The 23,154-nt window shown below is 70.8% G+C and carries 21 protein-coding genes; 13 read left to right on the top strand and 8 right to left on the bottom strand.

The genetic code is table 11. The features are described 5' to 3' along the window. Positions 1–72: 72 nt before the first annotated feature. Positions 73–2,517: a ComEC/Rec2 family competence protein gene (locus tag ACSDR0_RS02580; protein ID WP_435287067.1), complete on the top strand. Its 2,445-nt coding sequence runs from the start codon at positions 73–75 to the stop codon at positions 2,515–2,517. 177 nt (positions 2,518–2,694) lie between these two features. Then, positions 2,695–3,666 (top strand): DNA polymerase III subunit delta, encoded by a 972-nt coding sequence (holA, locus tag ACSDR0_RS02575; protein ID WP_435287066.1) that lies wholly within the window; start codon positions 2,695–2,697, stop codon positions 3,664–3,666. Between the two features lie 77 nt (positions 3,667–3,743). Here holA and rpsT read toward each other — a convergent pair whose 3' ends face one another. Then, positions 3,744–4,016: a 30S ribosomal protein S20 gene (rpsT, locus tag ACSDR0_RS02570; RefSeq protein ID WP_435287065.1), complete on the bottom strand. Its 273-nt coding sequence runs from the start codon at positions 4,014–4,016 to the stop codon at positions 3,744–3,746. 168 nt (positions 4,017–4,184) lie between these two features. Continuing rightward, positions 4,185–5,186: a hypothetical protein gene (locus ACSDR0_RS02565; RefSeq protein ID WP_435287064.1), complete on the bottom strand. Its 1,002-nt coding sequence runs from the start codon at positions 5,184–5,186 to the stop codon at positions 4,185–4,187. Between the two features lie 41 nt (positions 5,187–5,227). Between ACSDR0_RS02565 and lepA the strand changes: the two genes are divergently transcribed. Beyond that, the gene (gene lepA, locus ACSDR0_RS02560; RefSeq protein WP_435287063.1) at positions 5,228–7,099 is read left to right on the top strand and encodes a translation elongation factor 4; all 1,872 of its coding nucleotides are present in this window, start codon (positions 5,228–5,230) and stop codon (positions 7,097–7,099) included. Between the two features lie 184 nt (positions 7,100–7,283). Here the strand turns inward: lepA and ACSDR0_RS02555 are convergent, their stop codons facing one another. After that, positions 7,284–8,561: a glycoside hydrolase family 18 protein gene (locus ACSDR0_RS02555; protein WP_435287062.1), complete on the bottom strand. Its 1,278-nt coding sequence runs from the start codon at positions 8,559–8,561 to the stop codon at positions 7,284–7,286. Positions 8,562–9,037: 476 nt separating this feature from the next. On the opposite strand from ACSDR0_RS02555, the gene ACSDR0_RS02550 reads away from it, so the two are divergent. Further along, positions 9,038–9,649 (top strand): hypothetical protein, encoded by a 612-nt coding sequence (locus tag ACSDR0_RS02550; RefSeq protein ID WP_435287061.1) that lies wholly within the window; start codon positions 9,038–9,040, stop codon positions 9,647–9,649. A 265-nt stretch (positions 9,650–9,914) separates the two neighbouring features. Further along, entirely contained in the window at positions 9,915–11,126 is a 1,212-nt protein-coding gene (gene hemW / locus ACSDR0_RS02545; protein WP_435287060.1) for a radical SAM family heme chaperone HemW, read from the top strand. 79 nt (positions 11,127–11,205) lie between these two features. Here the strand turns inward: hemW and ACSDR0_RS02540 are convergent, their stop codons facing one another. From ACSDR0_RS02540 to ACSDR0_RS02530, 3 genes are read right to left on the bottom strand one after another with little or no spacing between them, the layout of a single operon-like run. Further along, positions 11,206–11,895, bottom strand: coding sequence for a DUF4870 domain-containing protein (locus ACSDR0_RS02540; protein ID WP_435287059.1), 690 nt, complete (start codon positions 11,893–11,895; stop codon positions 11,206–11,208). Positions 11,896–11,920: 25 nt separating this feature from the next. Continuing rightward, entirely contained in the window at positions 11,921–12,736 is an 816-nt protein-coding gene (locus ACSDR0_RS02535; RefSeq protein WP_435287285.1) for a DUF3097 domain-containing protein, read from the bottom strand. Between the two features lie 58 nt (positions 12,737–12,794). Next, positions 12,795–13,559, bottom strand: coding sequence for a hypothetical protein (locus ACSDR0_RS02530; RefSeq protein WP_435287058.1), 765 nt, complete (start codon positions 13,557–13,559; stop codon positions 12,795–12,797). A 182-nt stretch (positions 13,560–13,741) separates the two neighbouring features. Here ACSDR0_RS02530 and hrcA point away from each other — a divergent pair, with 182 nt between their 5' ends. The 3 genes from hrcA to ACSDR0_RS02515 all read left to right on the top strand — a co-directional run bounded on the left by hrcA (position 13,742) and on the right by ACSDR0_RS02515 (position 16,812). Beyond that, complete coding sequence (gene hrcA / locus ACSDR0_RS02525) at positions 13,742–14,755, top strand: heat-inducible transcriptional repressor HrcA (protein ID WP_435287284.1); 1,014 nt, start codon at positions 13,742–13,744, stop codon at positions 14,753–14,755. A 14-nt stretch (positions 14,756–14,769) separates the two neighbouring features. Then, the gene (gene dnaJ, locus ACSDR0_RS02520; protein WP_435287057.1) at positions 14,770–15,909 is read left to right on the top strand and encodes a molecular chaperone DnaJ; all 1,140 of its coding nucleotides are present in this window, start codon (positions 14,770–14,772) and stop codon (positions 15,907–15,909) included. Positions 15,910–16,080: 171 nt separating this feature from the next. Then, complete coding sequence (locus ACSDR0_RS02515) at positions 16,081–16,812, top strand: 16S rRNA (uracil(1498)-N(3))-methyltransferase (RefSeq protein ID WP_435287056.1); 732 nt, start codon at positions 16,081–16,083, stop codon at positions 16,810–16,812. 297 nt (positions 16,813–17,109) lie between these two features. Here ACSDR0_RS02515 and ACSDR0_RS02510 read toward each other — a convergent pair whose 3' ends face one another. Further along, complete coding sequence (locus tag ACSDR0_RS02510) at positions 17,110–17,817, bottom strand: hypothetical protein (RefSeq protein ID WP_435287055.1); 708 nt, start codon at positions 17,815–17,817, stop codon at positions 17,110–17,112. Further along, complete coding sequence (locus tag ACSDR0_RS02505) at positions 17,814–18,293, bottom strand: SigE family RNA polymerase sigma factor (RefSeq protein WP_043655278.1); 480 nt, start codon at positions 18,291–18,293, stop codon at positions 17,814–17,816. Before ACSDR0_RS02505 ends, ACSDR0_RS02510 begins: the two co-directional genes overlap by 4 nt. 292 nt (positions 18,294–18,585) lie before the next feature. Here ACSDR0_RS02505 and ACSDR0_RS02500 point away from each other — a divergent pair, with 292 nt between their 5' ends. From ACSDR0_RS02500 to ACSDR0_RS02480, 5 genes are all read left to right on the top strand, one after another. Continuing rightward, positions 18,586–18,936: a histidine triad nucleotide-binding protein gene (locus ACSDR0_RS02500; protein WP_435287283.1), complete on the top strand. Its 351-nt coding sequence runs from the start codon at positions 18,586–18,588 to the stop codon at positions 18,934–18,936. A gap of 92 nt (positions 18,937–19,028) precedes the next feature. Continuing rightward, the gene (locus ACSDR0_RS02495) at positions 19,029–20,093 is read left to right on the top strand and encodes a PhoH family protein (RefSeq protein WP_435287054.1); all 1,065 of its coding nucleotides are present in this window, start codon (positions 19,029–19,031) and stop codon (positions 20,091–20,093) included. A 132-nt stretch (positions 20,094–20,225) separates the two neighbouring features. Continuing rightward, positions 20,226–20,708 carry an rRNA maturation RNase YbeY gene (gene ybeY, locus ACSDR0_RS02490; protein ID WP_344742683.1) on the top strand — a complete coding sequence of 161 codons (483 nt, stop codon included), beginning with the start codon at positions 20,226–20,228 and terminating at the stop codon, positions 20,706–20,708. Next, complete coding sequence (locus ACSDR0_RS02485; RefSeq protein ID WP_435287053.1) at positions 20,705–22,006, top strand: hemolysin family protein; 1,302 nt, start codon at positions 20,705–20,707, stop codon at positions 22,004–22,006. Before ybeY ends, ACSDR0_RS02485 begins: the two co-directional genes overlap by 4 nt. A gap of 441 nt (positions 22,007–22,447) precedes the next feature. After that, positions 22,448–23,050, top strand: coding sequence for a hypothetical protein (locus ACSDR0_RS02480; protein ID WP_435287052.1), 603 nt, complete (start codon positions 22,448–22,450; stop codon positions 23,048–23,050). The last annotated feature ends 104 nt before the right edge of the window (positions 23,051–23,154 follow it).

The following is a 23,154-nucleotide window of genomic DNA, read 5'->3' as shown; positions in this document are numbered from 1 at the left end:
AGTCTCGACGGTTCCGTGAAGGGATGGCGCGCGCATGCCGCGCATCTGGTCCTGCCGGCGGTGGCCTCATGGATGACCGCCCTCGTCCTGCTGGGCTGCTCAGCCGTGACCGGTGTCGTGATCGCCGGTCTCATGGCCGCGGGTGCTCTGGCCGTGGCCGTCCTGACCCGGGCAAGGGGAGCGGTGGGCCCTCAGAACGCGGTGATCGCGGTTCTGGGGTGCACGGCCGCGGTGGCGGTGTCGGTGGCCTTTCGGGTGCACGCGGTCGGTACGGGACCGGTCGCCGAGCTCGCCGGAGGAAACGTCTTGGCGGTGGCCGAGGTGGTGGTGACCGACGACCCCCGGGAGACGGGCCGGAGGGAGGGGCCTTTCCCGCGGGCGAGTTTCGTGGTGCCCGCCCGGGTCGAGTCGGTCGGGACGGGAGCGGGCAGGGTGGCGCTGCGGGCTCCGGTGGTGCTGTTCGTCTCGGGCGCCGAGTGGCGCTCCCTGCTGCCCAGCCAGCGAGTGGAGGTCACCGGGCGCTTCGGCCCGGCCGACCCCGGAGAACTGCTCGCGGCGGTGGTGCTGGTCAGGGGAGCACCGCGGGTCCTGAGCGGGCCCTCCTGGGAGCAGCGCGCGGCCGGGGCGCTCAGGTCGGGGTTGCGGGAGGCGTCCGACGTGTTGCCGCCGGCGCAGCGCGGGCTGTTGCCCGGCCTGGTGGTCGGCGACGTGTCCCGGATGGACGAGCAGGTCAAGGCCGACTTCAAAGCGGCGGGCCTCAGCCATCTGCTCGCGGTCTCCGGCGCGAATCTCGCCGTCGTGGCGGGGGCGGCGGTCGCGCTGGCCAGGTTGGCCGGGCTGCCTCTCGCGGCGCGGGCGGTGCTGGCGATGTCGGCCATGGTCGCCTTCGCGGTCGTCGCCCGGCCCTCGCCCAGCGTGCTCAGGGCCCTCCTGATGGGCGGGGTCGCCGCCCTCGCCCTCGGCACGGGCCGCTCGCGCGACGGTGTCGCCGCCCTGTCGGCGACGGTTCTGGGGTTGATCTTCTTCGTCCCCGACCTCGCCCGCTCCTACGGTTTCGCCCTGTCGGTCACGGCCACCGCGGGCATCCTGGTCCTCGCTCCGCGCTGGCGCGACCGGCTCTCGACCCGCATGCCCCGATGGCTCGCCGAGGCGACCGCCGTGGCCGCCGCCGCCCAGGTCGCCGTCACCCCCGTCCTGGTCCTGATGTCGGGGCAGCTCGCACCGGTGGCGATCCCGGCCAACCTGCTCGCGGGCCCGGCCGTGGCCCCCGCCACCCTGCTCGGCTTCGCGGTGGCGCTGATCGCGCCCCTGCACATGGGGCTCGCCCAGTTGCTGGTCCGGCCGGCGGGGCTGGCCACCGGATGGATCATCGAGGTGGCCGGGCACGCCGCCGGGCTCCCGCTGGGCGTGATCCCGTGGCCGGGCGGTGTCACCGGGCTGCTCCTGCTGGCCGGTGCCGTCCCGCTCATCGTGCTGGTGCTGCGACGTCGGCGGCCACGCCTGATCGCCCTGGCGGTCCTCACCGGGCTGCTCCTCGCCGTAGCGGTGGCCGCGCCCGTCGTGGCACGCTGGCCGCCTCGTGGATGGCTCCTGGTGGCCTGTGACGTCGGCCAGGGTGACGCGTTACTCGTCGCGGCGGGGCCGGGGCGGGCCGTGGTGGTGGATGCGGGCCCCGACCCGGTGCGGATGGACCGCTGCCTGCGCTCCATGGGGGTCGGGGAGGTGCCGCTGGTCATCCTCACCCACCCGCACCTCGACCACGTGGGAGGGCTCGACGGTGTCTTCCGCGGGCGCTCCGTGGGGGCGGTGATGGTGACCCCGCGAGGTGCCGGAGAGCGCGAGGGGGAGAGGCTGAGCGACGATCTCGCCCGCCGCCACGTGGTCGAGTGGGCGGCGAGGCCCGGTGTGAGCTGGCGGTTCGGCCCCTCGGAGCTCACCGTCATCGGCCCGGCGGACGAGACGTCCCCGCCCGGCGCGGGGGAGGGGGCGGCGGTCAACAACGCCAGTGTGGTGGTGCACGTCCGCTGGGCCCTGGGGGCGGCCCTGCTCAGCGGCGACATCGAGACCGAGGCCCAGGCGGAGCTGCTCCGGCGCGGCCTGCCGCCCGCCGAGATCCTCAAGGTTCCGCACCACGGATCGGGCAGGCACGACCCGGCCTTCCTCGCCGCCTCCGGTGCCCGTGCCGCTCTGATCAGCGTGGGGGCGGACAACGACTACGGACACCCCGCCCCGTCGACCCTGGCCGCGCTGCACCGGCTCGGCGCGCGCGTCTACCGGACGGATCTGTCGGGAGACCTCGCGGTGGTGGCCCGGGAGGGGGCTCTGGCGGTCGTCGCCCGGGGGCGCGCGGACCCGCTGGCGGACGGCTCGAAGCGCCCCGAACGAGTCGGCGCGGGTCGGGTTCCGGTTCCGACCGGCGCGGTGCGGGTCAGTTGCCGGTCCTGGCCGGGCGGCGGAACTCGGTGTTCACGTCGGCGGCGTAGACCGACCGGCTGCAGCGCGCGCAACGGTACATGATCGGGCCCTCGTCGAGGGACGTTCCGCAGCGGGGGCAGGCGTGGCGGCGAATAGTGGAGTTCGTCATCGTTCTCACCTCTTGTGTTGTTCTCAGGGTGCCTCGCGGCACCTGCATTCCGATTGCGAACGACTTGCCGACGACCCATCCGGTCACTGGGACGTGGCATGCTGCTCGACATGGCGGCAACCGATCCGGCACCCGTGATCCTGATACTCGGCGACGAGGAACTGCTGGCCGACCGCGCGGTGAGCGAGGTGACCTCGGCGGCCAGGGCGGCTGATCCGACCGCCGAGGTGCACGACCTCCCGGGCTCGAAGATGGAGCTCGGGGAGCTCACCCGCATGACGTCGCCCTCGCTGTTCGGCGACAGGTCCGTGGTGGTCGTCCGCTCGGCCCAGGATCTCGGCAAGGACGTCATCACCGAGATCGTCTCCTACGCGGCCCACCCGGCGGAGGAGACCGTGCTGGTCCTCGTCCACCCGGGAGGCGTCAAGGGGAAGGCCCTGGTCGACGGGGTCAAGAAGGCCGGAGCCCAGGTGGTCTCCGTCACCAAGGTGACCAAACCGGCCGAGCGCCTGGCATTCGTCAAGGCGGAGTTGAAGCGGGCCGGACGCACCATCGGGGCCGACGCCGCCGCCGCGCTCCTCGACGCCGTGGGCAACGACCTGCGCGAGCTGGCCGCCGCGTGCAGCCAGCTCGCCTTCGACACCCCCGGCAAGACGATCGACGAGGCCGCGGTCGCGCGCTACCACCGGGGCAGGGCCGAGGTCAGCGGGTTCACCGTGGCCGACTCGGCCGTCGAGGGGCGGCTGGGCGACGCCTTGGAGCAGCTGCGCTGGGCGCTCTCGACCGGTACGGCCCCCGTCCTGCTCGTGAGCGCGCTCGCCGGGGGCCTGCGCTCGCTGGCCAAGGTGGGAGGCGCTCCCCGCAACCTCCGGGGCGGCCAGCTCGCCAGCCATCTCGGCATGCCGCCCTGGAAGATCGACCGGGTCCAGCGGCAGCTGAACGGCTGGGGGCCCGAGGGGCTCGCCCGTGCGATCCAGGCCGCCGCCACCGCCGACGCGCAGGTGAAGGGCGGCGGTGCCGACCCCGCGTACGCGCTGGAACACATGATCCAGACCGTGGTCGCCAACCGTATGGGGCGTTAGGCGCACCGGGGAGAGCCGGGGCGAAACGCAAGAACGCCGCATTCCCCAAGGGGATGCGGCGTCCGCGAAACCTGGAACTACTTGGCGACCGACAGGGCGGCGGCGCGCTGGGCGATCGCCGACTTGCGGTTGGCAGCCTGGTTCTTGTGGATCACGCCCTTGCTGGCGGCCTTGTCCAGCTGGCGGGAGGCGGCGCGCTGCAGCACGACGGCCTCTTCGACGTTACCCTGCTCGGCGGCCTCGCGGAACTTGCGGATGGCCGTCTTCAGGGAAGACTTGACAGCCTTGTTACGCAGCCGGGCCTTCTCGTTCTGCCGGTTGCGCTTGATCTGGGACTTGATGTTCGCCACGAAGAAGCCTCGGTGAATGTCGTTGGATGGGGCGCGCGGGCAGAGAGGGCGCGCCACACGCAGTTGACTAGGCTACCAACTGCCGTGGTCGACACTCAAATCGACAGGCCGGGCAGAGGGATGCCTGATCAGTTTAGCGTGTGATCCTGGTGACCCGGACCAGAACGCTCACGGCTTGAACCAGAACTTCTCGTACTCCGCCCAGTCTTCCTTGGTGGCGGCGAAGTCGACGTAGAGGGCCAGGCCGAACCGCTCGCGCGGTTTGCCGTACGAGGTCAACGCCAGCCGGGCGCCCCGGGCCGCCTTCTCGACGCTCTCGGCGTCGTCGGCCCAGGCGACGCCGTGGTCATGATAGGCCGGTGCGCCGATCAGCACCGTCTTCTCCTCGGGGACGAGTTCCAGCGCCAGCGAGCTCTGCCGTACGACGTAGCCGCCGTAGACGGAGGGGAAGGGGAGATAGGAGTCGTAGGTCATGATCGCCACCTGGTCGGTGAGCTTCGCCACCTGGCCGAAGTAGTCGGGCGACCAGTACTTGTCGCGGCCGGTGACGGCGCGCGCGGCCGGGCGGACGAGCGGGAACGGCTCGATCTGCGGGGTCGAGGTGGAGAGCAGGCCGTCGCCCACGATCGCGCGGGTCTGGGTCAGCAGGTCCAGGAAGTCCGTGTCGCCGTCGCCGATCGGCTCGAAGTTGTAGTGGACGCCGTCGAAGCCGAGCGTCATGATCGCGCGGGCGCCGTCCAGCACGCGCCGCCTGGAGTCCGGGTCGTCGAGGTCCAGGACGCCGTCGACCTTCTGGCCGAGCCAGGCCGACACCCTGACCTTGGGCAGCTCCTCGCGCCACCATTTCAGGAAGTCGGCGGCCCGGGGGTGTTTGCCGACGGGCAGTGTCCCGTCGGGGTCGAACGGGCCGGAGTGGACGTACACGTCCCTGATCCCGGTCTTTCGCAGCCGGGCGGCGAGGGTCCGCACGTCGTCGGCCGTCTTGCGGCCGTCGACCCACGCGTGGCCCAGCCACAGGGCGTCGTGGCCGGTCGTCTTCGCCCATGAGGCTGGTGTCCCGGTAAACTGCAGGGTGAGGGTGGCCACGGCCACCCCTGGAAGCGCGAGGAGCAGGGCCGCCACCATAGCGAGGAACCGCAGGCCGCGCCGTGCTCTGGTCCGGGCAATCACCCGGACATGTCACCATGGAAGACGGCTGGCATGCCAGCCGTATGATCGTCATCAATCTGTTGAAACGGACCCCGGTGCGCATTCAGCCTGGCCAGACCGACCCCGCTGTGCTCCGCAACTTCTGCATCATCGCGCATATCGACCATGGCAAGTCGACGCTCGCCGACCGCATGCTGCAGATCACCGGAGTGGTCGACGACCGTTCCATGCGCGCCCAGTACCTCGACCGGATGGACATCGAGCGCGAGCGCGGCATCACGATCAAGTCGCAGGCGGTCAGGCTGCCCTGGAAGGTCGGCGACACCGACTACGTCCTCAACATGATCGACACCCCCGGGCACGTCGACTTCACCTACGAGGTCTCCCGGTCGCTCCAGGCGTGTGAGGGCGCGATCCTGCTGGTCGACGCCGCGCAGGGCATCGAGGCGCAGACGCTGGCCAACCTCTACCTGGCCATGAACAACGACATGACGATCATTCCGGTGCTCAACAAGATCGACCTGCCCGCCGCCCAGCCGGAGAAGTACGCCGCGGAGATCGCCCACCTCATCGGCTGCGAGCCGGAGGACGTGCTGAGGGTCTCCGGCAAGACGGGCGTGGGTGTCGGCGAGTTGCTGGACCACGTGGTGGCGAACGTCCCGGCCCCGGTCGGTGACGCCGACGCGCCCGCCCGCGCACTGATCTTCGACTCGGTCTACGACACCTACCGCGGCGTGATCACGTACGTCCGGGTCATGGACGGTCACCTGGGCAAGCGCGAGCGCATCCTGATGATGTCCACCACCGCGGCCCACGAGACGCTGGAGATCGGCGTCATCTCGCCCGAGCCCAAGATCGCCGAGAAGGGGCTCGGCGTCGGCGAGGTGGGCTACCTGATCACCGGTGTGAAGGACGTCCGCCAGTCGCGGGTCGGCGACACGGTGACCTCCGTGACGCGGCCGGCCCTCCAGGCGCTCAGCGGGTACGACCACCCCAAGCCCATGGTCTTCTCGGGCCTGTACCCCATCGACGGTGACGACTACCCCGACCTGCGCGAGGCCCTGGACAAGCTCCAGCTCAACGACGCGGCCCTGGACTACGAGCCGGAGACCTCCGCGGCCCTGGGCTTCGGATTCCGGTGCGGCTTCCTCGGCCTGCTCCACATGGAGATCGTCCGCGAGCGGCTGGAGCGCGAGTTCAACCTCTCGCTCATCTCGACCGCGCCCAACGTGGTTTACCGGGTGATCATGGAGGACGGCAAGGAGGTCGTCGTCACCAACCCCTCGGAGTTCCCCACCGGCAAGGTGGAGAAGGTCTACGAGCCGATGGTCAAGACGACCGTGCTGGTCCCCTCGGAGTTCATCGGCGCGATCATGGAGCTCTGCCAGAACCGCCGGGGCAACCTGCAGGGCATGGACTACCTGTCCGAGGACCGCGTCGAGATCCGCTACACCATGCCGCTCGGCGAGATCATCTTCGACTTCTTCGACCAGCTCAAGTCCCGTACGCGCGGTTACGCCTCGCTGGACTACGAGCCCTCGGGCGAGCAGGAGTCGGACCTGGTCAAGGTCGACATCCTGCTCCAGGGCGAGGCGGTGGACGCCTTCAGCGCCATCGTCCACCGGGAGAAGTCATACGCCTACGGGGTCGAGATGGCCAAGAAGCTGCGCGAGCTCATCCCCAGGCAGCAGTTCGAGGTGCCGATCCAGGCGGCCATCGGTGCCCGGGTCATCGCCCGTGAGAACATCCGCGCCATCCGCAAGGACGTCCTCGCCAAGTGCTACGGCGGCGACATCTCCCGCAAGCGCAAGCTGCTGGAGAAGCAGAAGGAAGGCAAGAAGCGGATGAAGATGGTCGGCCGCGTCGAGGTGCCCCAGGAGGCGTTCGTCGCCGCGCTGTCCACCGAGTCCTCCACGGACAAGGCCAAGAAGTAGGCGTGCCGCCCCGGACGGGGCGGCGGGCCGCGTACGGCGACGGTCGCGAGAGCGGCGCGTGTGCTGTCCGGGTGGACGGCGACGGCCGGCCCTCAAGGGGCGAACCCGTGCTCAGGGGTGAAACGTGCGGGCGAGGCCGCCGATGACCCAGATCCTGCGGCCTCGCCCGGTATGAGAGGGTCGCTCAGCGCAGGACGCTGTAGAGCGCCGAGGTGAGCGACGCCTTGGTGTCGTCCTGGTCGATGGACCACATCATCGAGCCGCCGAGGCCCTTCAGGCGGATGTAGGCCGCCTTCTGGAGCAGCGAGGTCGGGTCGTCGTAGGACCAGAACTCGTTACCGTCGTAGAGCCACACGGACCCGGTCAGCAGGTCGCGGTAGCGCTTGCCCGGCTTGTTCACGAGGATCTTGTAGTCCTCGCTCCCGGCGGCGAAGGTGCCGGGAGCGGGGCCGGTGGCGGTGCCGTACAGGCCGTTCTTGCCGCCGGTGACGCCGGTCCAGCCCTGGCCGTACGCCGGTACGCCTACCACGATCTTCTTGGCGGGCGCGCCGCGCGTGAGGTAGTCGCGGACGGTCTGGTCCACGCTGTACTTCACCGGGTTGGGGTCGCGCCGGTCGTTGAACAGGTTGCCGTTGTGGCCGGTGACGGTCTCCCACGAGCCGTGCAGGTCGTAGCCCTGGACGGTGGCGAAGGTGAGCTGCTTGAAGACGTCGCGGACCTCGAAGCCCGCGTCGATCTTCGCGGCGGCGGCGGGCAGGAAGGCCGTCAGCTCGGTGCGCCGGTCGAACTCGTTCATCTGGCGGCGGATCTCGGTGACGAACAGGGTGAAGTTCCGCTTGTCCTCGGGGCGGATGATGTTGCCGTCGGCCCCGGAGGAGCCGGGCCACTCCCAGTCGAGGTCGATGCCGTCGAACACGCCCGCACCGGTGCCGGGGGCGGTGCCGGGCAGGTTGCCCTTGAGCCACAGGTCGATGCAGGAGGCGGCCAGCTTGGCGCGGCCCTCGGGGGTCAGCACCGCGTCGGAGAAGTACTTCGAACCGGTCCAGCCGCCAAGGGAGATCAGCGCCTTGAGGCCGGGATGCTTGGCCTTGAGCTTCTTGAGCTGGTTCAGGTTGCCGTTCAGCGCCTGGCCCTCGGCGTCGGCGACGCCGTCCACGCTCTGCTCGGCGGGCACCGGGCGCTGCCAGTCGGCCCACGGGTCGGGGGAGTAGCAGGCGCCCTCGGGGTTGACGAAGCCGAAGGCGTAGTTGATGTGGGTCAGCTTGGCGGCGGCGCCGCTGGTCTCCATGTCCTTGACGTGGTAGTTGCGGCCGTAGACGCCCCACTGGATGAAGTAGGCGACCCGCTTGTAGCGGTCACCGTGTTCCTGGGGCGCCTGGGCCTGGGCCGTAGCCGGTACGGCCACCGCCGCGAGACCCGCGGCGAGGGCTGTCGCGATCACTTTACGGAGGAGTCTCTGCACGGGCTTCTCCACTGATTGAAATAAGTAACTTATAGGAAACTTTCCTTTAAGTTTTCCCGGATCGTAGACCTGTGCGATCTGGCCGTCAACGGCCAACGGCGTTTTGACCGGTGGGCGGCGGGATGCTTCGGCTAACTTGGTAAGGCATGGAGCAGCAGGCGTTCTGCAACCGATGTGGCACCCCTGTGAAGGGGTTGCCACGATGCCCCAGGTGTGGGGCGCCGACGGGGGGGCAGCCCCCGGTCGACCAGTCCCCGCAGGCCCGGTTTCCGTCGGCTCAGCCTCCGCGGGACGTTCCGCCGGGCGGCCGGGTCCCGCCGGGAGAGTGGCGGCAGGATCCCGCCGACTGGCAGCAGCATCTCCCGCCGGACGAGCGGCCCCGGCAGCCCGCGCAGGGAGACCGGGCTCCGGCGCCGCGGGACCGAGGCCGGGACCGGCCGCCGCGTGGCGACCGCAAGGTCTGGCCGCCGGTCGCGATGGCCACGCTCTTCACGGTGGCGATGGTCGCCGCGGGGGCCCTCTGGCTCACCCCGCGAAACGGCGGCGCGTCGGTGGCGGGCGGCATCCGGACGGTGACCGGTGACCGGACGGAGGCGGAGACCGGGACGCCCCCGGCGGGGCGGGCTCACGGAGGTCCCGGGGACGCCGAGACCCAGGCCAGGGTCCTCGACGCCCTGCTCGCCGACAGCGGGGGCTCCAGATCGGGCCTCGGCTCGGCCCTCGACCAGCTGCGTTCCTGCGAGGGCACCGCCACCGGGCTCGCCACGCTCCAGCGGATCACCGCCGCCCGCCGCGAGCAGGTGGTCCAGGTCAACGCGCTGGACACCGGCGAACTCGACGGCGGCGACGCGGTCAAGCAGCGCCTCGTCAGGGCCCTGACCGCCTCGTTCAACGCCGACGAGGCGTTCCTCGCCTGGGCGACCCGCCAGGAGGCCGGGTGTGATCGCGCCTGGAGCGGCGACGACGACTACCGGCGCGGTCTCGCTTTCTCCGGCGAGGCGACCACGGCCAAGAAGGGCTTCCTGAAGCTGTGGAACCCCCTCGCCCGGCGGTACGGCCTGCCGGTGCGAGACGAGCGGGAGATCTGACGCCCGGGAGCGCCGAGGGAGGCGTCCCGGTGGAGCGGCAGGGCCGTTTGCATCGGGTGAGTGGGGGGTTGAGCCGCGTCCGGGGCTTCGGTGTCCTGGTGGAGCGGCAGGGCCGTTTGCATCGGGTGGGCGGGGGTTGAGTCGCGTCTGGGGTTTCGGTGTCCCGGTGGGGCGGCAGGGCTCCTTGTATCGGGTGGGCGGGGGTTGAGCCGCGTCCCGGGCTTCGGCGTCCCGGGCATCGCGGAGGAAGCGGCAGACTTGGGGCGTGCCATCCACACTTCCCGACGGTGATCCCGTACCGGCCTCGGGCGAGCTCCCGGAGAGCGCGCTCGCCGGCCTCGGCGAGCGCCCCTTCGGTTTCTACGTCCACGTCCCCTTCTGCGTGACCCGGTGCGGTTACTGCGACTTCAACACCTACACGGCGTCCGAGCTGGGCCCCGGCGCGTCGCAGAAGGACTACGCGGACACCGCCGTCGACGAGGTGCGGCGGGCACGGGCCAACCTCGGCGCCGCGCACCTCCCCGTCGAGACCGTGTTCTTCGGCGGTGGGACCCCCACCCTGCTCCCCGCCGGAGACCTCGTACGGATCCTGCGGGCGATCGAGGAGGAGTTCGGGCTCGCTCCCGGCGCCGAGGTGAGCACAGAGGCCAACCCCGAGTCGGTGGACCCCGCCTACCTGGCGGAGTTGCGCGAGGGCGGGTTCAACCGGATGAGCTTCGGGATGCAGAGCGCCCGCGAGCACGTGCTCCAGGTGCTGGACCGCCGTCACACCCCCGGCCGCCCCGCGCTGGCCGTACGGGAGGCGAGGGAGGCGGGGTTCGACCACGTCAACCTCGACCTGATCTACAGCACGCCGGGGGAGAGCGACGACGACTGGCGCGCGTCGCTGGCCGCGGCGATCGAGGCAGGGCCCGACCACGTCTCCGCGTACTCGCTGATCGTCGAGGACGGGACGAAGCTGGCCGCCAGGATCAGGCGCGGCGAGCTCCCGATGCCCGACGACGACGTGGCCGCCGACCGCTACCTGATCGCCGACGCCATGCTGGCCGAGGCGGGGTTCGAGTGGTACGAGGTGTCCAACTGGGCGACCTCGGAGGCCGGGCGTTGCCGGCACAACCTGCTCTACTGGACCGGCGGCGACTGGTGGGGGGTCGGCCCCGGGGCGCACAGCCACGTCGGCGGCACCCGCTGGTGGAACGTCAAGCACCCCGCCGCCTACGCCCAGCGCCTGGCCGCGGGCACCTCGCCCGCGCACGCGCGCGAGGTGCTGGGCCCTCAGGACAGGGCGGTGGAACGGCTGATGCTGGAGCTGCGGCTCGCCAGGGGCTTCCCGCTCCGGGAGCTGGAACGCCCCCCGGTGGTCGCCCGCGCGCTGGCTGACGGCCTGCTGGAGGTGGAGCCGTTCAAGGCGGGCCGCGCGGTGCTCACCCTGCGCGGCCGCCTGCTGGCCGACGCCCTGGTCCGCGACCTCACCTGAGACCTGTCGGGCCACCGGACCCGTGGCCTGGCCGGGCCACCGGCCGCGATCTCCCCCGAGGCTCCGTCGGGCCGCCGGGTCAGCTGACGAAACGGATGTTCATCGGATAGCGGTATCTCTCTCCCCGGTTGGCCGCCACCGCGGCGATGATCGTCACGATGATCGATCCGATCCAGAGGAAGAACATCAGCACGAAGCCGATGAGCACGAACGCCAGGACCCAGGAGACGACGTAGGCGATCAGCACCGTGAGCTGGAAGTTGAGCGCCTCGGCGGCCTGGTCGCGCACGTAGGGCGACTCGTCCTTCTTCGCGAGATAGAGGACCAGAGGGCCGACGAAGGAGGTCAGCAGGCCCAGCAGGTGGGCGAGCATCGACATGGTGGTGTCGTCGCTGCCGGGCCGCGGTCCGTACGTCCCGGGCGGCGCCTGGTAGCCGTATCCCTGTGGCGAGCCGTACGCGCCGTACTCGGGGTATCCGGGCTGGTAGCCGCCCGCGTCGTACGGGGAGGCGGGCGGCGGGTAGCCCCCGTAGGCCTGGCCCGGTTGCCCGTACTCCTGGGCGGGGGGTCCGTAGCCCTGGCCGGGCTGCCCGTGGCCCTGCTTCGGTTGCCCGTACGCCTGGTCCGGTTGCCCGTAGCCCTGCCCTGGTTGTCCGTACCCCTGGCCCGGGGGCGGGGGGTTCTGGCCCGGCCACGTGTGGCCGGGCGGGGGATCGCCGATGCGCCGCGTCCGGTCGTCGCCCGGTTGGTCCTCGGGGTTCTCGCTCATGTCCCCTCCTGATGGGGTTGACGGCCTAGCCATCCTCGCCGGGAACCGTCACGAAGTCGATCAGCTCCTCGACAGGGCCGAGGAGCTCGGGCTCCAGATCGGCATATGTCGTGACCGATCCGAGAATGCGGCGCCATGCGGCGCCGGGTTCCACGTTCCAGCCCAGCGCCGCGATGACGCCCTCCTTCCAGGGCACGCCGCGTGGCACCGAGGGCCAGGAAGGGATCTTGAGCACCTGCGGCCTGACCGCCTGCCAGACGTCCACGAACGGGTGCCCGACGATCAGCACGTGCGGTGAGGAGACCTGCGCGGCGATCCGGCTCTCCTTGGAACCGGGCACCAGGTGGTCGACGAGCACGCCCAGCCGCCGCCGTGGCCCCGGGCCGAACTCCTCGACGATCGAGGGCAGGTGGTCGACCCCCTCCAGATACTCCACGACCACGCCCTCGACCCGCAGGTCGTGCCCCCAGACCTTCTCCACGAGCGCGGCGTCGTGCACGCCCTCCACGTAGATCCGGCTCTCCTTGGCGACCTGGGCCCGCAGGCCCTCCACCGCGATGGAGCCCGACGCGCTCCGCCGGGGGCCGCGCGGCGCGGCGGCGGGCCGTACGAGCGTCACGACCTTGCCCTCCAGGAGGAACGCGGCCGGCTCCAGCGGGAACACCCGCCGGCGCCCGAAGCGGTCCTCCAGGGTGACGGCCTCCTTGTCGCAGGCCACCACGGCGCCGCAGAAGCCGCCGTCGGCGTCCTCGACGACCAGGTCGAGCTCCGCGGGAACCTGAGGGATCGTCCCCCTGCGCGGGCGCCGCCAGTCTCCCGCCAGAACGTCACGCTCGTACATCACCGACCGTCCACCCTCTCTCGCCGGGGATCAGGTGGGACGCTAGCAAACGCCACCGTCACCTGCCGTAGGGTCCCGGCTGTCCCCACTGCCCCACCGGCGCCGCGGCGGCCTGGCGCTTGCGGGCGCCGCTCCGCTTCACCAGTACGACGATCGTCACGAGGATGGCCAGCAGGATCCCGATGCCGGGGATCACAAACAGGGCGACCACCCCGCCCACCAGCGATTCGGCGGCGAACTCCTTGCCCACGCCGAACTTGGTGCCCTCGGCGGGATCGGCGGAGCACTGGACCTGGTAGTCGCCCGCCTGGTCCACGCCGACCCGCAGGCCCATCTCCCAGGCGACGCCGTCGGGCCCCGCGACGGTCTGCTGGACGTCCGGCTTCTGAAGTCTGGGCGTGCCGGTGCCGCCCTTCAGCGTGCACTCGAACTGGGTGGGACCGCCCGTGGCGACGTAGATCGCCGGCTTGTCCGCCGGGTCGATCTTGACCGTCGCGGCCTCGCCGGGGGCGAACGTCTGCGTCGGCGCCGCGTCGGTGACCGCGTTGAAGATGCCCCCGGCGAAGCCGCCGATGCCGACGATGATGCTGACCAGGGCGAGCAGCCAGACCCCGACGATCCACCCGATACCAGGCTTGATCTTCCCGGTGGGCGGCGGTCCCTGCGGGGTGCCGTAGCCGGGAGGCGCGTAGCCGTAGGAGGGGGGCTGCTGACCGTACTGCTGCTGGCCGCCGTACTGCTGCTGACCATACGGCTGCTGGGGGCCGCCGTGACCGGGGCCGCGGGAGGCGTCACCCGGATAAGAACCGAAATCGTTGGACATGCCCAAATTGTGGTGGGTGCGGCTTGGATCGCGATAGCAGTTGACTTGACAACGGCTTGCCGTCATCATCCGCAGCTCTTGCTTATCGCGCCTTCCGCACGGGGGCCGTACACTTGGCACTCGGGAACACAGAGTGCCAAACCTCGTGTTTCCCTCTGAACGCAGGCAGGGAGGTGACCACGTTGGTCGACGACCGCAAGCTCGCCGTGCTCCGCGCCATCGTCGAGGACTACGTGTCCACCAATGAGCCGGTGGGTTCAAAGGCCCTCGCGGATCGGCACAACCTGGGGGTGTCCCCGGCGACGATCCGCAACGACATGGCGGTGCTGGAGGAGCAGGGTTACATCGCCCAACCCCACACCAGTGCCGGCCGGGTGCCCACCGACAAGGGCTACCGGCTCTTCGTCGACCGGCTCTCGCAGGTGAAGCCCCTGTCGAGCGCGGAACGCAAGGCCATCGAGAGCTTCCTCGCGGGTGCGGTGGACATCGACGACGTCGTCATGCGGACGGTGCGGCTGCTGGCCCAGCTCACCCGGCAGGTCGCCGTGGTGCAGTATCCGACGCTGACCCACTCGACGGTCAGGCACGTCGAGCTGGTGCCGCTGAGCGAGCGCCGGCTGATGTTCGTGCTGATCACCAATACCGGCAGGGTCGAGCAGCGCGTGGTCGAGCTGCCCAACGTCGTCGACGAGCAGCGCGTGGCCCATCTGCGCGCGATACTCAACGCCTCCCTCGACGGATGCGGGCTCACCAGCGTCCCCGACAAGGTCGCCGACCTGCCGGAGCGGCTCCCCACGGAGGACCGGCCCCTCGCGGCCACTATCCTGTCCGTGCTGCTCGAGTCCCTGGTGGACAGGCATGATGAGAAGATCGTTTTTGCCGGAGCCGCCAACCTCGCGGGAGCCGACTTCACCGTCGGGCTCCGCGACGTGCTGGAGGCTCTGGAAGAGCAGGTCGTGCTCATGCGACTGCTCGGTGAGACCTCCGACCTTTCTGCGCTGACCGTGCGGATCGGCTCGGAGAACCCCTACACCGGACTCCAAGGCACGTCCATCGTCGCCGCCGGATACGGTTCTGGGGACAAGCAACTGGCCCGGCTCGGTGTGCTGGGCCCGACGCGAATGGACTACCCGGTCACGATGGGCGCGGTGCGCGCGGTGGCACGCTACGTCAGCCAGATCCTGGCTGCATCCTAAGAGGTCAACGAAAAGTGGCTAAGAGCGACTACTACGGCACCCTCGGGGTGCGCCGCGACGCCAGTGCGGAAGAGATCAAGAAGGCGTACCGGCGTCTGGCGCGCGAGCTGCATCCCGACGTCAACCCCGACCCCGAGACCCAGGAACGCTTCAAGGAGATCACACAGGCCTACGAGGTCCTGTCCGACTCCAACAAGCGGCAGATGTACGACATGGGTGCCGACCCGTTCGCCTCGGGCGGCGGCGCGGGGGCCGGGGGCTTCGGCGCCGGCTTCCCGTTCAGCGACATCATGGACGCCTTCTTCGGCGCGGCCGGCGGCGGCGGCCGAGGCCCCCGTTCCCGCGCCCGCCGCGGGCGCAACGCCACCATCAGGGTCGAGCTCGACCTGCGCGAGTCGGGCTTCGGCACCACCCGCGAGCTGGTCGTCGACACCGCCGTGGTCTGCGAGGTCTGCACGGGCTCCGGCGCCGCGGCCGGCACCCACCCCGACACCTGTGACATGTGTCACGGCCGGGGCGAGGTGTCCCAGGTCACCCGGTCCTTCCTGGGCCAGGTCATGACCTCCCGGCCCTGCCCCCAGTGCGGCGGCTTCGGGTCGATCATCCGCAACCCCTGCCAGGAGTGCTCCGGCGACGGCCGGGTCCGCACCCGGCGGACCATCAAGGTCCGCATCCCGGCCGGGGTCGAGGACGGCACCCACATCCAGCTCGCCGGCGAGGGTGAGATCGGCCCGGGTGGAGGCCCGCCCGGCGACCTGTTCCTGGAGATCGTCGAGCGTCCCCATGAGATCTTCGAGAGGCGCGGCGACGACCTGCACTGCACCGTGCAGATCCCGATGACCGCAGCCTCGCTCGGCACCATCCTGACCATGGAGACGCTCGACGGCGCCGAGGAGCTCGACATCCGTCCCGGCACGCAGTCGGGGCAGACGATCCCGCTCTACGGGCGGGGCGTGCAACGGCTGAACGAGACGGGCCGCGGCGATCTGCTGATCCATGTGAACGTGGAGACCCCCTCCCGCCTCGACGCCGAGCAGGAGGGGCTTTTGAAGGAGCTCGCCAGGCTCCGCGGCGAGGAGCGCCCGCCGGGTAAGTTCGCCCCCGGGCAGCAGAGCTTCTTCTCCCGCCTGCGGGACGCCTTCAATGGCCGCTGACCCGGCCCGCTCCCGATCGCGTCACCCCGGCCGGGGCCGCCCCCTGCCGGGGCGCCCCGCCCCGGTCCGCTCCCGGTCGTGTCGCCCGGTTCCGGCCGGTTTCCGGTCGCGCCGCCCGGTCCCGCCCGGCCCCGGTTCGCGTCGCCTCGACGCGGTCCGCCCCGACGGCCCATGACCGTCCCGGTCTTCCTGGCCGAGCCCGCCGACCTGGCCAGGCCGGAGTTCGTCTTCGGCGGCCCCGAGGGACGCCACGCGGCGGCCGTACGGCGGCTGCGGGCGGGTGAGCGGCTCGACCTGACCGACGGGGCGGGTTCCGTCGCCGAGTGCGTGGTGACCGAGGCGGGCAAGGACTCGCTCCGGGTGCGGGTGCTGCGCCGCCACGACGTGCCCGTGCCGTCACCGCGCCTGGTCGTGGTCCAGGGCCTGCCCAAGGGCGACCGGGGCGAGCTGGCCGTGGAGATGATGACCGAGGCGGGGGTCGACGTGATCGTCCCCTGGTCCGCGGCCAGGTGCGTCACCCAGTGGAAGGGCGAGCGGGCGGCCAAGGCGCTGGCCCGCTGGCGCTCCACGGCCCGCGAGGCGGGCAAGCAGTCGCGCCGCTTCCACCTGCCCGAGGTGACGGAGCTCGCGTCCACCGCGAAGGTCGCCGGTCTGCTGTCGGCGGCGGCGCTGGGTGTCGTGCTGCACGAGGAGGCCGCCTCCCCGCTGTCCGGCCTGCCCCTTCCCGCGGGCGGCGACATCGTCGTGGTGGTCGGCCCCGAGGGCGGGGTGTCGGGGGAGGAGATCGCCGCGTTCCGCGAGGCCAAGGCGGTGCCGGCGCTGCTCGGGCCGACGGTGCTGCGCACCTCGACGGCCGGGGTCGTCGCGGCGGCGGTGCTTCAGACGCGCAGTGGCCGCTGGTAACACCTCGTCACCGATGGCGCGGACGGTCGCCCTTTGGCGGCCATCCTCCCGGTGCTCGCGGGTCCGGCGAATCCGTGTCGCGAAGGCTCGGGAAACCTGTGCCACGAAGGCTCGGGAAACCTGTGCCACGAAGGCTCGGGAAACCTGTGCCACGAAGGCTCGGGAAACCTGTGCCACGAAAGCTTGGGAAACCCGTGCTGCGAAGGCTTGGGGAACCCGTTCGCGCGCGGGGGCCCGGGAAATCCGCGGCGCGGGGGAGGAGAAACCGGTCAGGGGCCACCGTGACCGGTTGTCGCGCTAACTCTGGCCGGGGGTCGGGGCCGGAGTGCTCGCCTCCGTGGGCATGGGGGGAGACGCGTCACCCGAGGGCGCGCACCCGTCGGGCGAGCACGGGCTCTCCGAGGGGGCCGGTGGCCTCGTCTTCGTCGGCGTCGGTGTCGCCTCGATCTCCTCGCACTTCCTGATGATCCCGGTGGGGTCGACGGTGGGGCTGATGTCGAGGGGGGTGGGGCAGGTGGGCGTCGGCGCCGGCGTCGGCCTGGGGGGTCTCGACGCCTGGCTCGTCCTGGAGGTCGGTCTCGTGCTGGGCGTCGTGCTCCTGGACGCCGTGGGCGTCGGCGGGAGCATGGTGGAGCCGGGACCCGACCTGCTGACGGCCGGAAGCGGGGCATGGTTGGACGGCGGCTGCGAGGCGGGCGCCGGCGGGCGTGAGGTGGCGGACCCGTCGACGGGAGGGGTCGACTCGGCGTACCTGACCCCCTCGGTGCTCACCTGGGGGATCACCTGCTCGCGGAACTGGGGAACCACCATGACGACGGTCGCCGCGACGAGGACCGCGCCGGCGACGGAGGCCCCGGCGCGCCACCACACCAGCCAGCGGAGCCCGCGCCGCTCGATGCGGCCGCGGATTATCTCCAGCCCGTCCGGGGAGGGAACGACCGAGTTCGCCTCCGCGCTGAGCGCGCGGCGAAGCAGCTCGCCGTACTCATCCGGGGAGTCGGTCATGACAGTTGCTCCAGTGAGGTTCGTAGGGCGGCCATGCCGCGAGCCGTGTGGCTCTTGACCGCGCCTTTGCTGATGCCCATCGCGTGGGCGATCTGCGCCTCGGACAGGTCTCCGTAGTAACGCAGGACCAGGGCCTCCCGCTGGCGTGCGGGCAGCCCGCGAAGCGCCTCGATGACGGCGGAACGCTCGAACTCGCCGATCGCCCCGTTCTCGGCGCTCGGCGCGTCGGGCATGCCCTTGGGGGCGTACTTCTCGACGACCGCCCGGTGCCGAAGCACCGAACGTGATCGGTTGACGACCGACTGTCGCAGGTAGGCCAGTGCCTTGTCGGTGTCGCGCAGTCGACGCCAGGCGCCATGGATGGCGACGAACGCGTCCTGCACGACCTCCTCCGCGGTTGCCATATCGCGGACGAGTAAGACGGCGAGACGGACAAGAGACCGATAGTGCGCGCTGTAGAGCGCGGTAACGGCCATGTCGGCATCCCATCCGACGGGCACCGCCCCGAGCGACCTGTCGGCCACGAGGGTCTCGGTGGTCACATCAGTGGGACGCTTGGCCTTCCCAGAGGGTTTACGCTCTTCCGGTTCATTAGGGGGCATGACCCAGTCGTGTCCTCGCCAGGCGGCCATATATTGCTGATATCGCTGTGCGCAAAGGGCTGTCGTGGTTGAAGTTTTGCACACCCACCATATCCGGGCGGATCTTTGTTTGCGGACGGGAACCATCACCGATTCACAACGTCCTCGGCGGTATGGTGCCTGCATGGTGAGCGAAGCCGACTGCCTGTTCTGCAAGATCGTGGCCAGCGAGGTTCCCGCGAAGATCGTCTACGAGACCGATCGCACGCTGGCCTTCCGCGACGTCAATCCCCAGGCGCCGACCCATGTGCTGGTGATCCCCAAGGACCACTACAGGGACGCGGCGGCGCTGGCCGCCGCCGACCACGGTCTGGCCGACGAGGTGATCAAGACCGCGCACGCGGTCGCCCAGCAGGAGGGGATCGTCGAGCCGGGTTACCGGCTGGTGTTCAACACCGGTCCCGGGGCCGGTCAGACCGTCTTTCACGTGCACGGACACGTGCTCGGCGGGCGCGGCCTGCAGTGGCCGCCCGGCTGAAAACCGGCAAGCGCGATCGCGACGATCGCGGATAGCATGGCGGTGAAGTTCCGCGCCGATATCTGGAGGCGAACAGGCCGTAAGGCCCGCTCATGTCCGAGACAAACGATTCCAGCAGAACGCCGCAGAGGTCCCGGGGTGCCAGCCGGACCCAGGCGAAGGTGGTTATTCCGGACGATCAGTCGATGGTCAGCCTGCTGGGCTCGCGCGACGAGCTGTTGCGCGTCATCGAGGGTGCCTTCCGTGCCGACATCCACGTCCGCGGCAACGAGATCACCGTCACCGGCAGCCCCGAGGAGAGCAGCACCGTGGTGCGGCTCTTCGAGGAGATGTCCGAGCTCGTCCGCGGCGGCGCGCAGCTCACGGCCGACGCGGTGGAGCGCAGCATCGCCATGCTGCGGATGACCTCCGACAGGCCCGCAGAGGTCCTGTCCCTGGACATCATCTCCTCGCGGGGCCGGACCATCCGCCCGAAGACCGTGAACCAGAAGCGTTACGTCGACGCCATCGACAAGTTCACCGTCGTCTTCGGCATCGGCCCGGCCGGCACGGGCAAGACCTACCTCGCCATGGCGAAGGCCGTGAAGGCCCTCCAGGAGAAGAAGGTCAACCGGATCATCCTCACCCGCCCCGCCGTGGAGGCGGGCGAGAGGCTGGGCTTCCTGCCGGGCACCCTCTACGAGAAGATCGACCCCTACCTGCGTCCGCTCTACGACGCGCTGCACGACATGCTCGACCCCGATTCGATCCCCAGGCTGATGGCCGCGGGCACGATCGAGGTCGCCCCCCTGGCCTACATGCGCGGCCGTACGCTCAACGACGCCTACATCATCCTGGACGAGGCGCAGAACACCTCGCCGGAGCAGATGAAGATGTTCCTGACGCGGCTGGGCTTCAACTCGAAGATCGTCGTCACCGGTGACGTCACCCAGGTCGACCTGCCGAACGGCACGCTGAGCGGCCTCAGGGTCGTCCAGGACATCCTTGAGGGCATCCCCGACATCCACTTCAGCCGCCTTACCAGTGCGGACGTGGTGCGGCATAAGCTGGTGGGAGACATCGTGGACGCGTATGGGCGTTACGACGAGACGCAGCGCCAGAGCAGCGCCGTGGAGCAGATCAAGGGCGTGGTCAAGCGCCCCCGGGGGAGATCATGAGAACGGACGGGCCGACGGCCGGTCGAGAAGCGGTGGGCGAGCGATGAGCGCGGAGCGACTCCGGCGCGGGAAGCGGATCGGGTCGCGGGGTACGCACCGGTCACGCGGTGAGCGGGGAGCGGTGAACGGCCGATGAGCGTCGAGGTCAACAACGAGTCCGGCGTCGAGATCGACGAGGGGCTCATCGTCTCGCTGGCGGGGCACGTGCTGGAGCGGATGGGCATCAACCCGCTCGCCGAGCTGTCGATCCTGGTCGTCGACGAAGAGGCCATGTCGGTGCTGCACGAGCAGTGGATGGGCGAGCCGGGTCCCACGGACGTGCTGGCCTTCCCGATGGACGAGCTGCGTCCGGGCCCCGGCGCGGGGGCCAGGCAGGAGGGCGACGCGCCCACCGACCCGGCGCTCCTCGGTGACGTGGTGCTCTGCCCGCAGGTGGCCGCCAAGCAGGGGGCCGAGGCCGGGCACGGCACCGAGGCCGAGCTGGAGCTGCTGTGCACGCACGGCATTCTCCACCTGCTCGGCTACGACCACGCGGAGCCCGAGGAGCACAAGGAGATGTTCGGCCTTCAGGGCGAGCTTCTGGAGTCGTGGCGGGAGGTGCGCCCCCAGCGGTGAGCTTCGCCAACGGGTGGTTGTTCTCGGCCGTCGTCCTCGTCGTGGTCGGCGGGCTGATCGCCAGCGCGGAGACGGCCCTGACCCGCATCTCAAGGGTTCGCGCGGAGGAGTTCGTCCGCGACGGCCGCCGGGGCGCGGAGCGCCTGCAGGCCATCGTTGCCGACCCGCCGCGCTACCTGAACCTGCTGCTCCTGCTCCGGCTGAGCTGCGAGCTGGTCGCCACGGTGATCGCCACGCTGCTCTTCATCGACTGGCTCGGCGACCAGGGCTGGGCGTACGCCGCGGCCGCGGCCGTCATGATCGTCATCAGCTACGTGATCGTCGGGGTCTCCCCGCGCACGCTGGGGCGCCAGCACGCGGAGCCGATCGCGCTCGCCAGCGCGCCCCTGGTCTACGGCCTGACCCGGATCTTCGGCCCCCTGCCCAAGCTGCTCATCCTGCTCGGCAACGCGGTGACGCCGGGCAAGGGCTTTCGCGAGGGGCCCTTCACCTCCGAGGCCGAGCTGCGCGACCTGGTCGACCTGGCCGAGGAGCGCAGGGTCATCGAGCCCGACGAGCGGGAGATGATCCACTCGGTCTTCGAGCTCGGTGACACCCTGGCCCGCGAGGTCATGGTGCCCCGTACCGACATGGTGTTCATCGAGCGCGGCAAGACGCTGAACCAGGCCCTGTCGCTCGCCCTGCGCAGCGGTTTCTCGCGGATTCCCGTGGTCGGCGAGAACGAGGACGACGTCATCGGCATCGCCTACCTCAAGGACATCGCGCGCCGGGTGCAGGACACCGGTGACGAGGGACGCGCCGAGCCGGTGGAGGGCCTCATGCGCCCGGCCACCTACGTGCCGGAGAGCAAGCCGATCGACCAGCTGCTCCGCGAGATGCAGGCCCGCCAGATCCACCAGGCCATCGTCATCGACGAGTACGGCGGCACGGCCGGCCTGGTCACCATCGAGGACATCCTGGAGGAGATCGTCGGTGAGATCGCCGACGAGTACGACCAGGAGGCCCCCAGGGTGGAGCCTCTGGAGGACGGCGCGGTCCGGGTGACCGCCAGGCTCCCGGTAGGCGACCTGGAAGACCTGTTCGGCATCGAGCTGGAGGTCGACGACGTCGAGACCGTCGGCGGGCTGCTGGCGCACGCGCTGGGCCGGGTGCCGATCGCCGGCTCCCAGGCGGTGGTGGAGGGGCTCAGCCTGACGGCCGAGAGCCTCGCCGGGCGCCGCAACCGGATCGGCACGGTGCTCGTCACCAGGGCCGTTCCCGCCGAGCCCGACTCGGTCTCCGCCTCCGCCGACCAGTGAGGGCCCCCGGGCCGCCGTGACGGCCCGGAAAGCGCTCCATGGCCGGATCCGGACGGGCGATTTTTTCCCAAGTCGTCCGCAAGCCGCCTGCAAGCGGGGCGCGCGATGCTTCTCTCACGGCACCCGGTCGCGCGGGGGCCGGTGGGGAAGGTCCCGGCGCCCGGAGGGGTTCGCGGTGCGAGGGATCGGATCCAGGGGGAGACAGGGTGACGCAGGGCTCCGAGGCTGTTCTGCGTCGCTCGCTCAAGGGTGTTCTCGGCCGTGAAATGCGGTTGAGGACACCCTTAGGCGTTTATTGAATGATTGCCGTTTTTTCTGGCGGGGAAGAAAGCGGGTCGGCGGGGACGGGGGCGCCTCGCACATGACATCGGGGGAATGGTCATGAAGCGGGGGATGGGTTTTGTCGTTTTTGTGGTGTTATATGGGCTTATTTCGAGCGTTTTGACCGGCTGCGGTGGTGAGGGCCCACCGACCACGGACCGCGCCGCGGAGCTGAACCGGCTGCGGGGGGTGCTCAGCGAGGCACGAAACCTGCCGGACGGGTTCTCGGCCCGCCCGCGTGACGGCTGGCGAGCCCCCTTCCGGCCCGTCGACGAAGACTGCAGGCTCGTTCTCGACGCCGCCGGGGGAAGGCCGCCGAAGCGGGCGCTGGGAGCGCGGGCCGCCGTGACCTACCAGGGCGACGGGGTCGGGGAACTGGCCGGGTTCGGCCTGGCCTCCTACGGCGGTGACGACGCCGCGCTCCATTTCGGCGAGCTCGCCGAGGCGCTGGGCGGCTGCCCGGTCGTGCGCGCTCCCGTCGCGGCCCGCGGCACCACCTTCAGGGTCTCCGACCTGGACCTGGGCGCGGTCGGCGCCGGGGTGCAGGCCAGGCGGCTGAACGGCAGGCTGAACGGGTATCCGTACGAGATCCACCTGGTGTTCGCGCTCAGCGGCCACACCCTGATCTCGCTGGTGCACGCCGGGGTCAGGGAGGTCGACGCCGCCCGTACACAGCAGCTCGCCCGCCTGCTGGTCGACGAGGTCGGCGAGGTCGGCGTGTGAGCGGGACGCCGCCTGGGCGGAGGCATCGTCCGAACGGGGCGCCGGCCGGGGAGGCCGCCCGGATGGAACCGCTGTCCGGAGGGGGGGAGCGACGCCCGGGGGAG

This window comes from Streptosporangium sp. G11 (genome assembly GCF_051192615.1).
GTDB lineage: Bacteria > Actinomycetota > Actinomycetes > Streptosporangiales > Streptosporangiaceae > Streptosporangium.
The sequence above is the reverse complement of the archived record's forward strand: the minus strand, read 5'-3'. Positions and strand labels throughout refer to the sequence as shown.

Bases quoted from the DNA above. Each gene is read 5' to 3' on its own strand.
- ACSDR0_RS02540 (WP_435287059.1), bottom strand. From the start codon at position 11,895: ATGAGCGAGAACCCCGAGGACCAACCGGGCGACGACCGGACGCGGCGC.
- holA (WP_435287066.1), top strand. From the start codon at position 2,695: ATGGCGGCAACCGATCCGGCACCCGTGATCCTGATACTCGGCGACGAG.
- ACSDR0_RS02510 (WP_435287055.1), bottom strand. From the start codon at position 17,817: ATGACCGACTCCCCGGATGAGTACGGCGAGCTGCTTCGCCGCGCGCTC.
- ACSDR0_RS02495 (WP_435287054.1), top strand. From the start codon at position 19,029: ATGTCCGAGACAAACGATTCCAGCAGAACGCCGCAGAGGTCCCGGGGT.
- ACSDR0_RS02550 (WP_435287061.1), top strand. From the start codon at position 9,038: ATGGCCACGCTCTTCACGGTGGCGATGGTCGCCGCGGGGGCCCTCTGG.
- ACSDR0_RS02515 (WP_435287056.1), top strand. From the start codon at position 16,081: ATGACCGTCCCGGTCTTCCTGGCCGAGCCCGCCGACCTGGCCAGGCCG.
- ACSDR0_RS02505 (WP_043655278.1), bottom strand. From the start codon at position 18,293: ATGGCCGTTACCGCGCTCTACAGCGCGCACTATCGGTCTCTTGTCCGT.
- ACSDR0_RS02580 (WP_435287067.1), top strand. From the start codon at position 73: ATGACCGCCCTCGTCCTGCTGGGCTGCTCAGCCGTGACCGGTGTCGTG.
- ACSDR0_RS02535 (WP_435287285.1), bottom strand. From the start codon at position 12,736: ATGTACGAGCGTGACGTTCTGGCGGGAGACTGGCGGCGCCCGCGCAGG.
- lepA (WP_435287063.1), top strand. From the start codon at position 5,228: ATGATCGTCATCAATCTGTTGAAACGGACCCCGGTGCGCATTCAGCCT.
- ybeY (WP_344742683.1), top strand. From the start codon at position 20,226: ATGAGCGTCGAGGTCAACAACGAGTCCGGCGTCGAGATCGACGAGGGG.
- ACSDR0_RS02530 (WP_435287058.1), bottom strand. From the start codon at position 13,559: ATGTCCAACGATTTCGGTTCTTATCCGGGTGACGCCTCCCGCGGCCCC.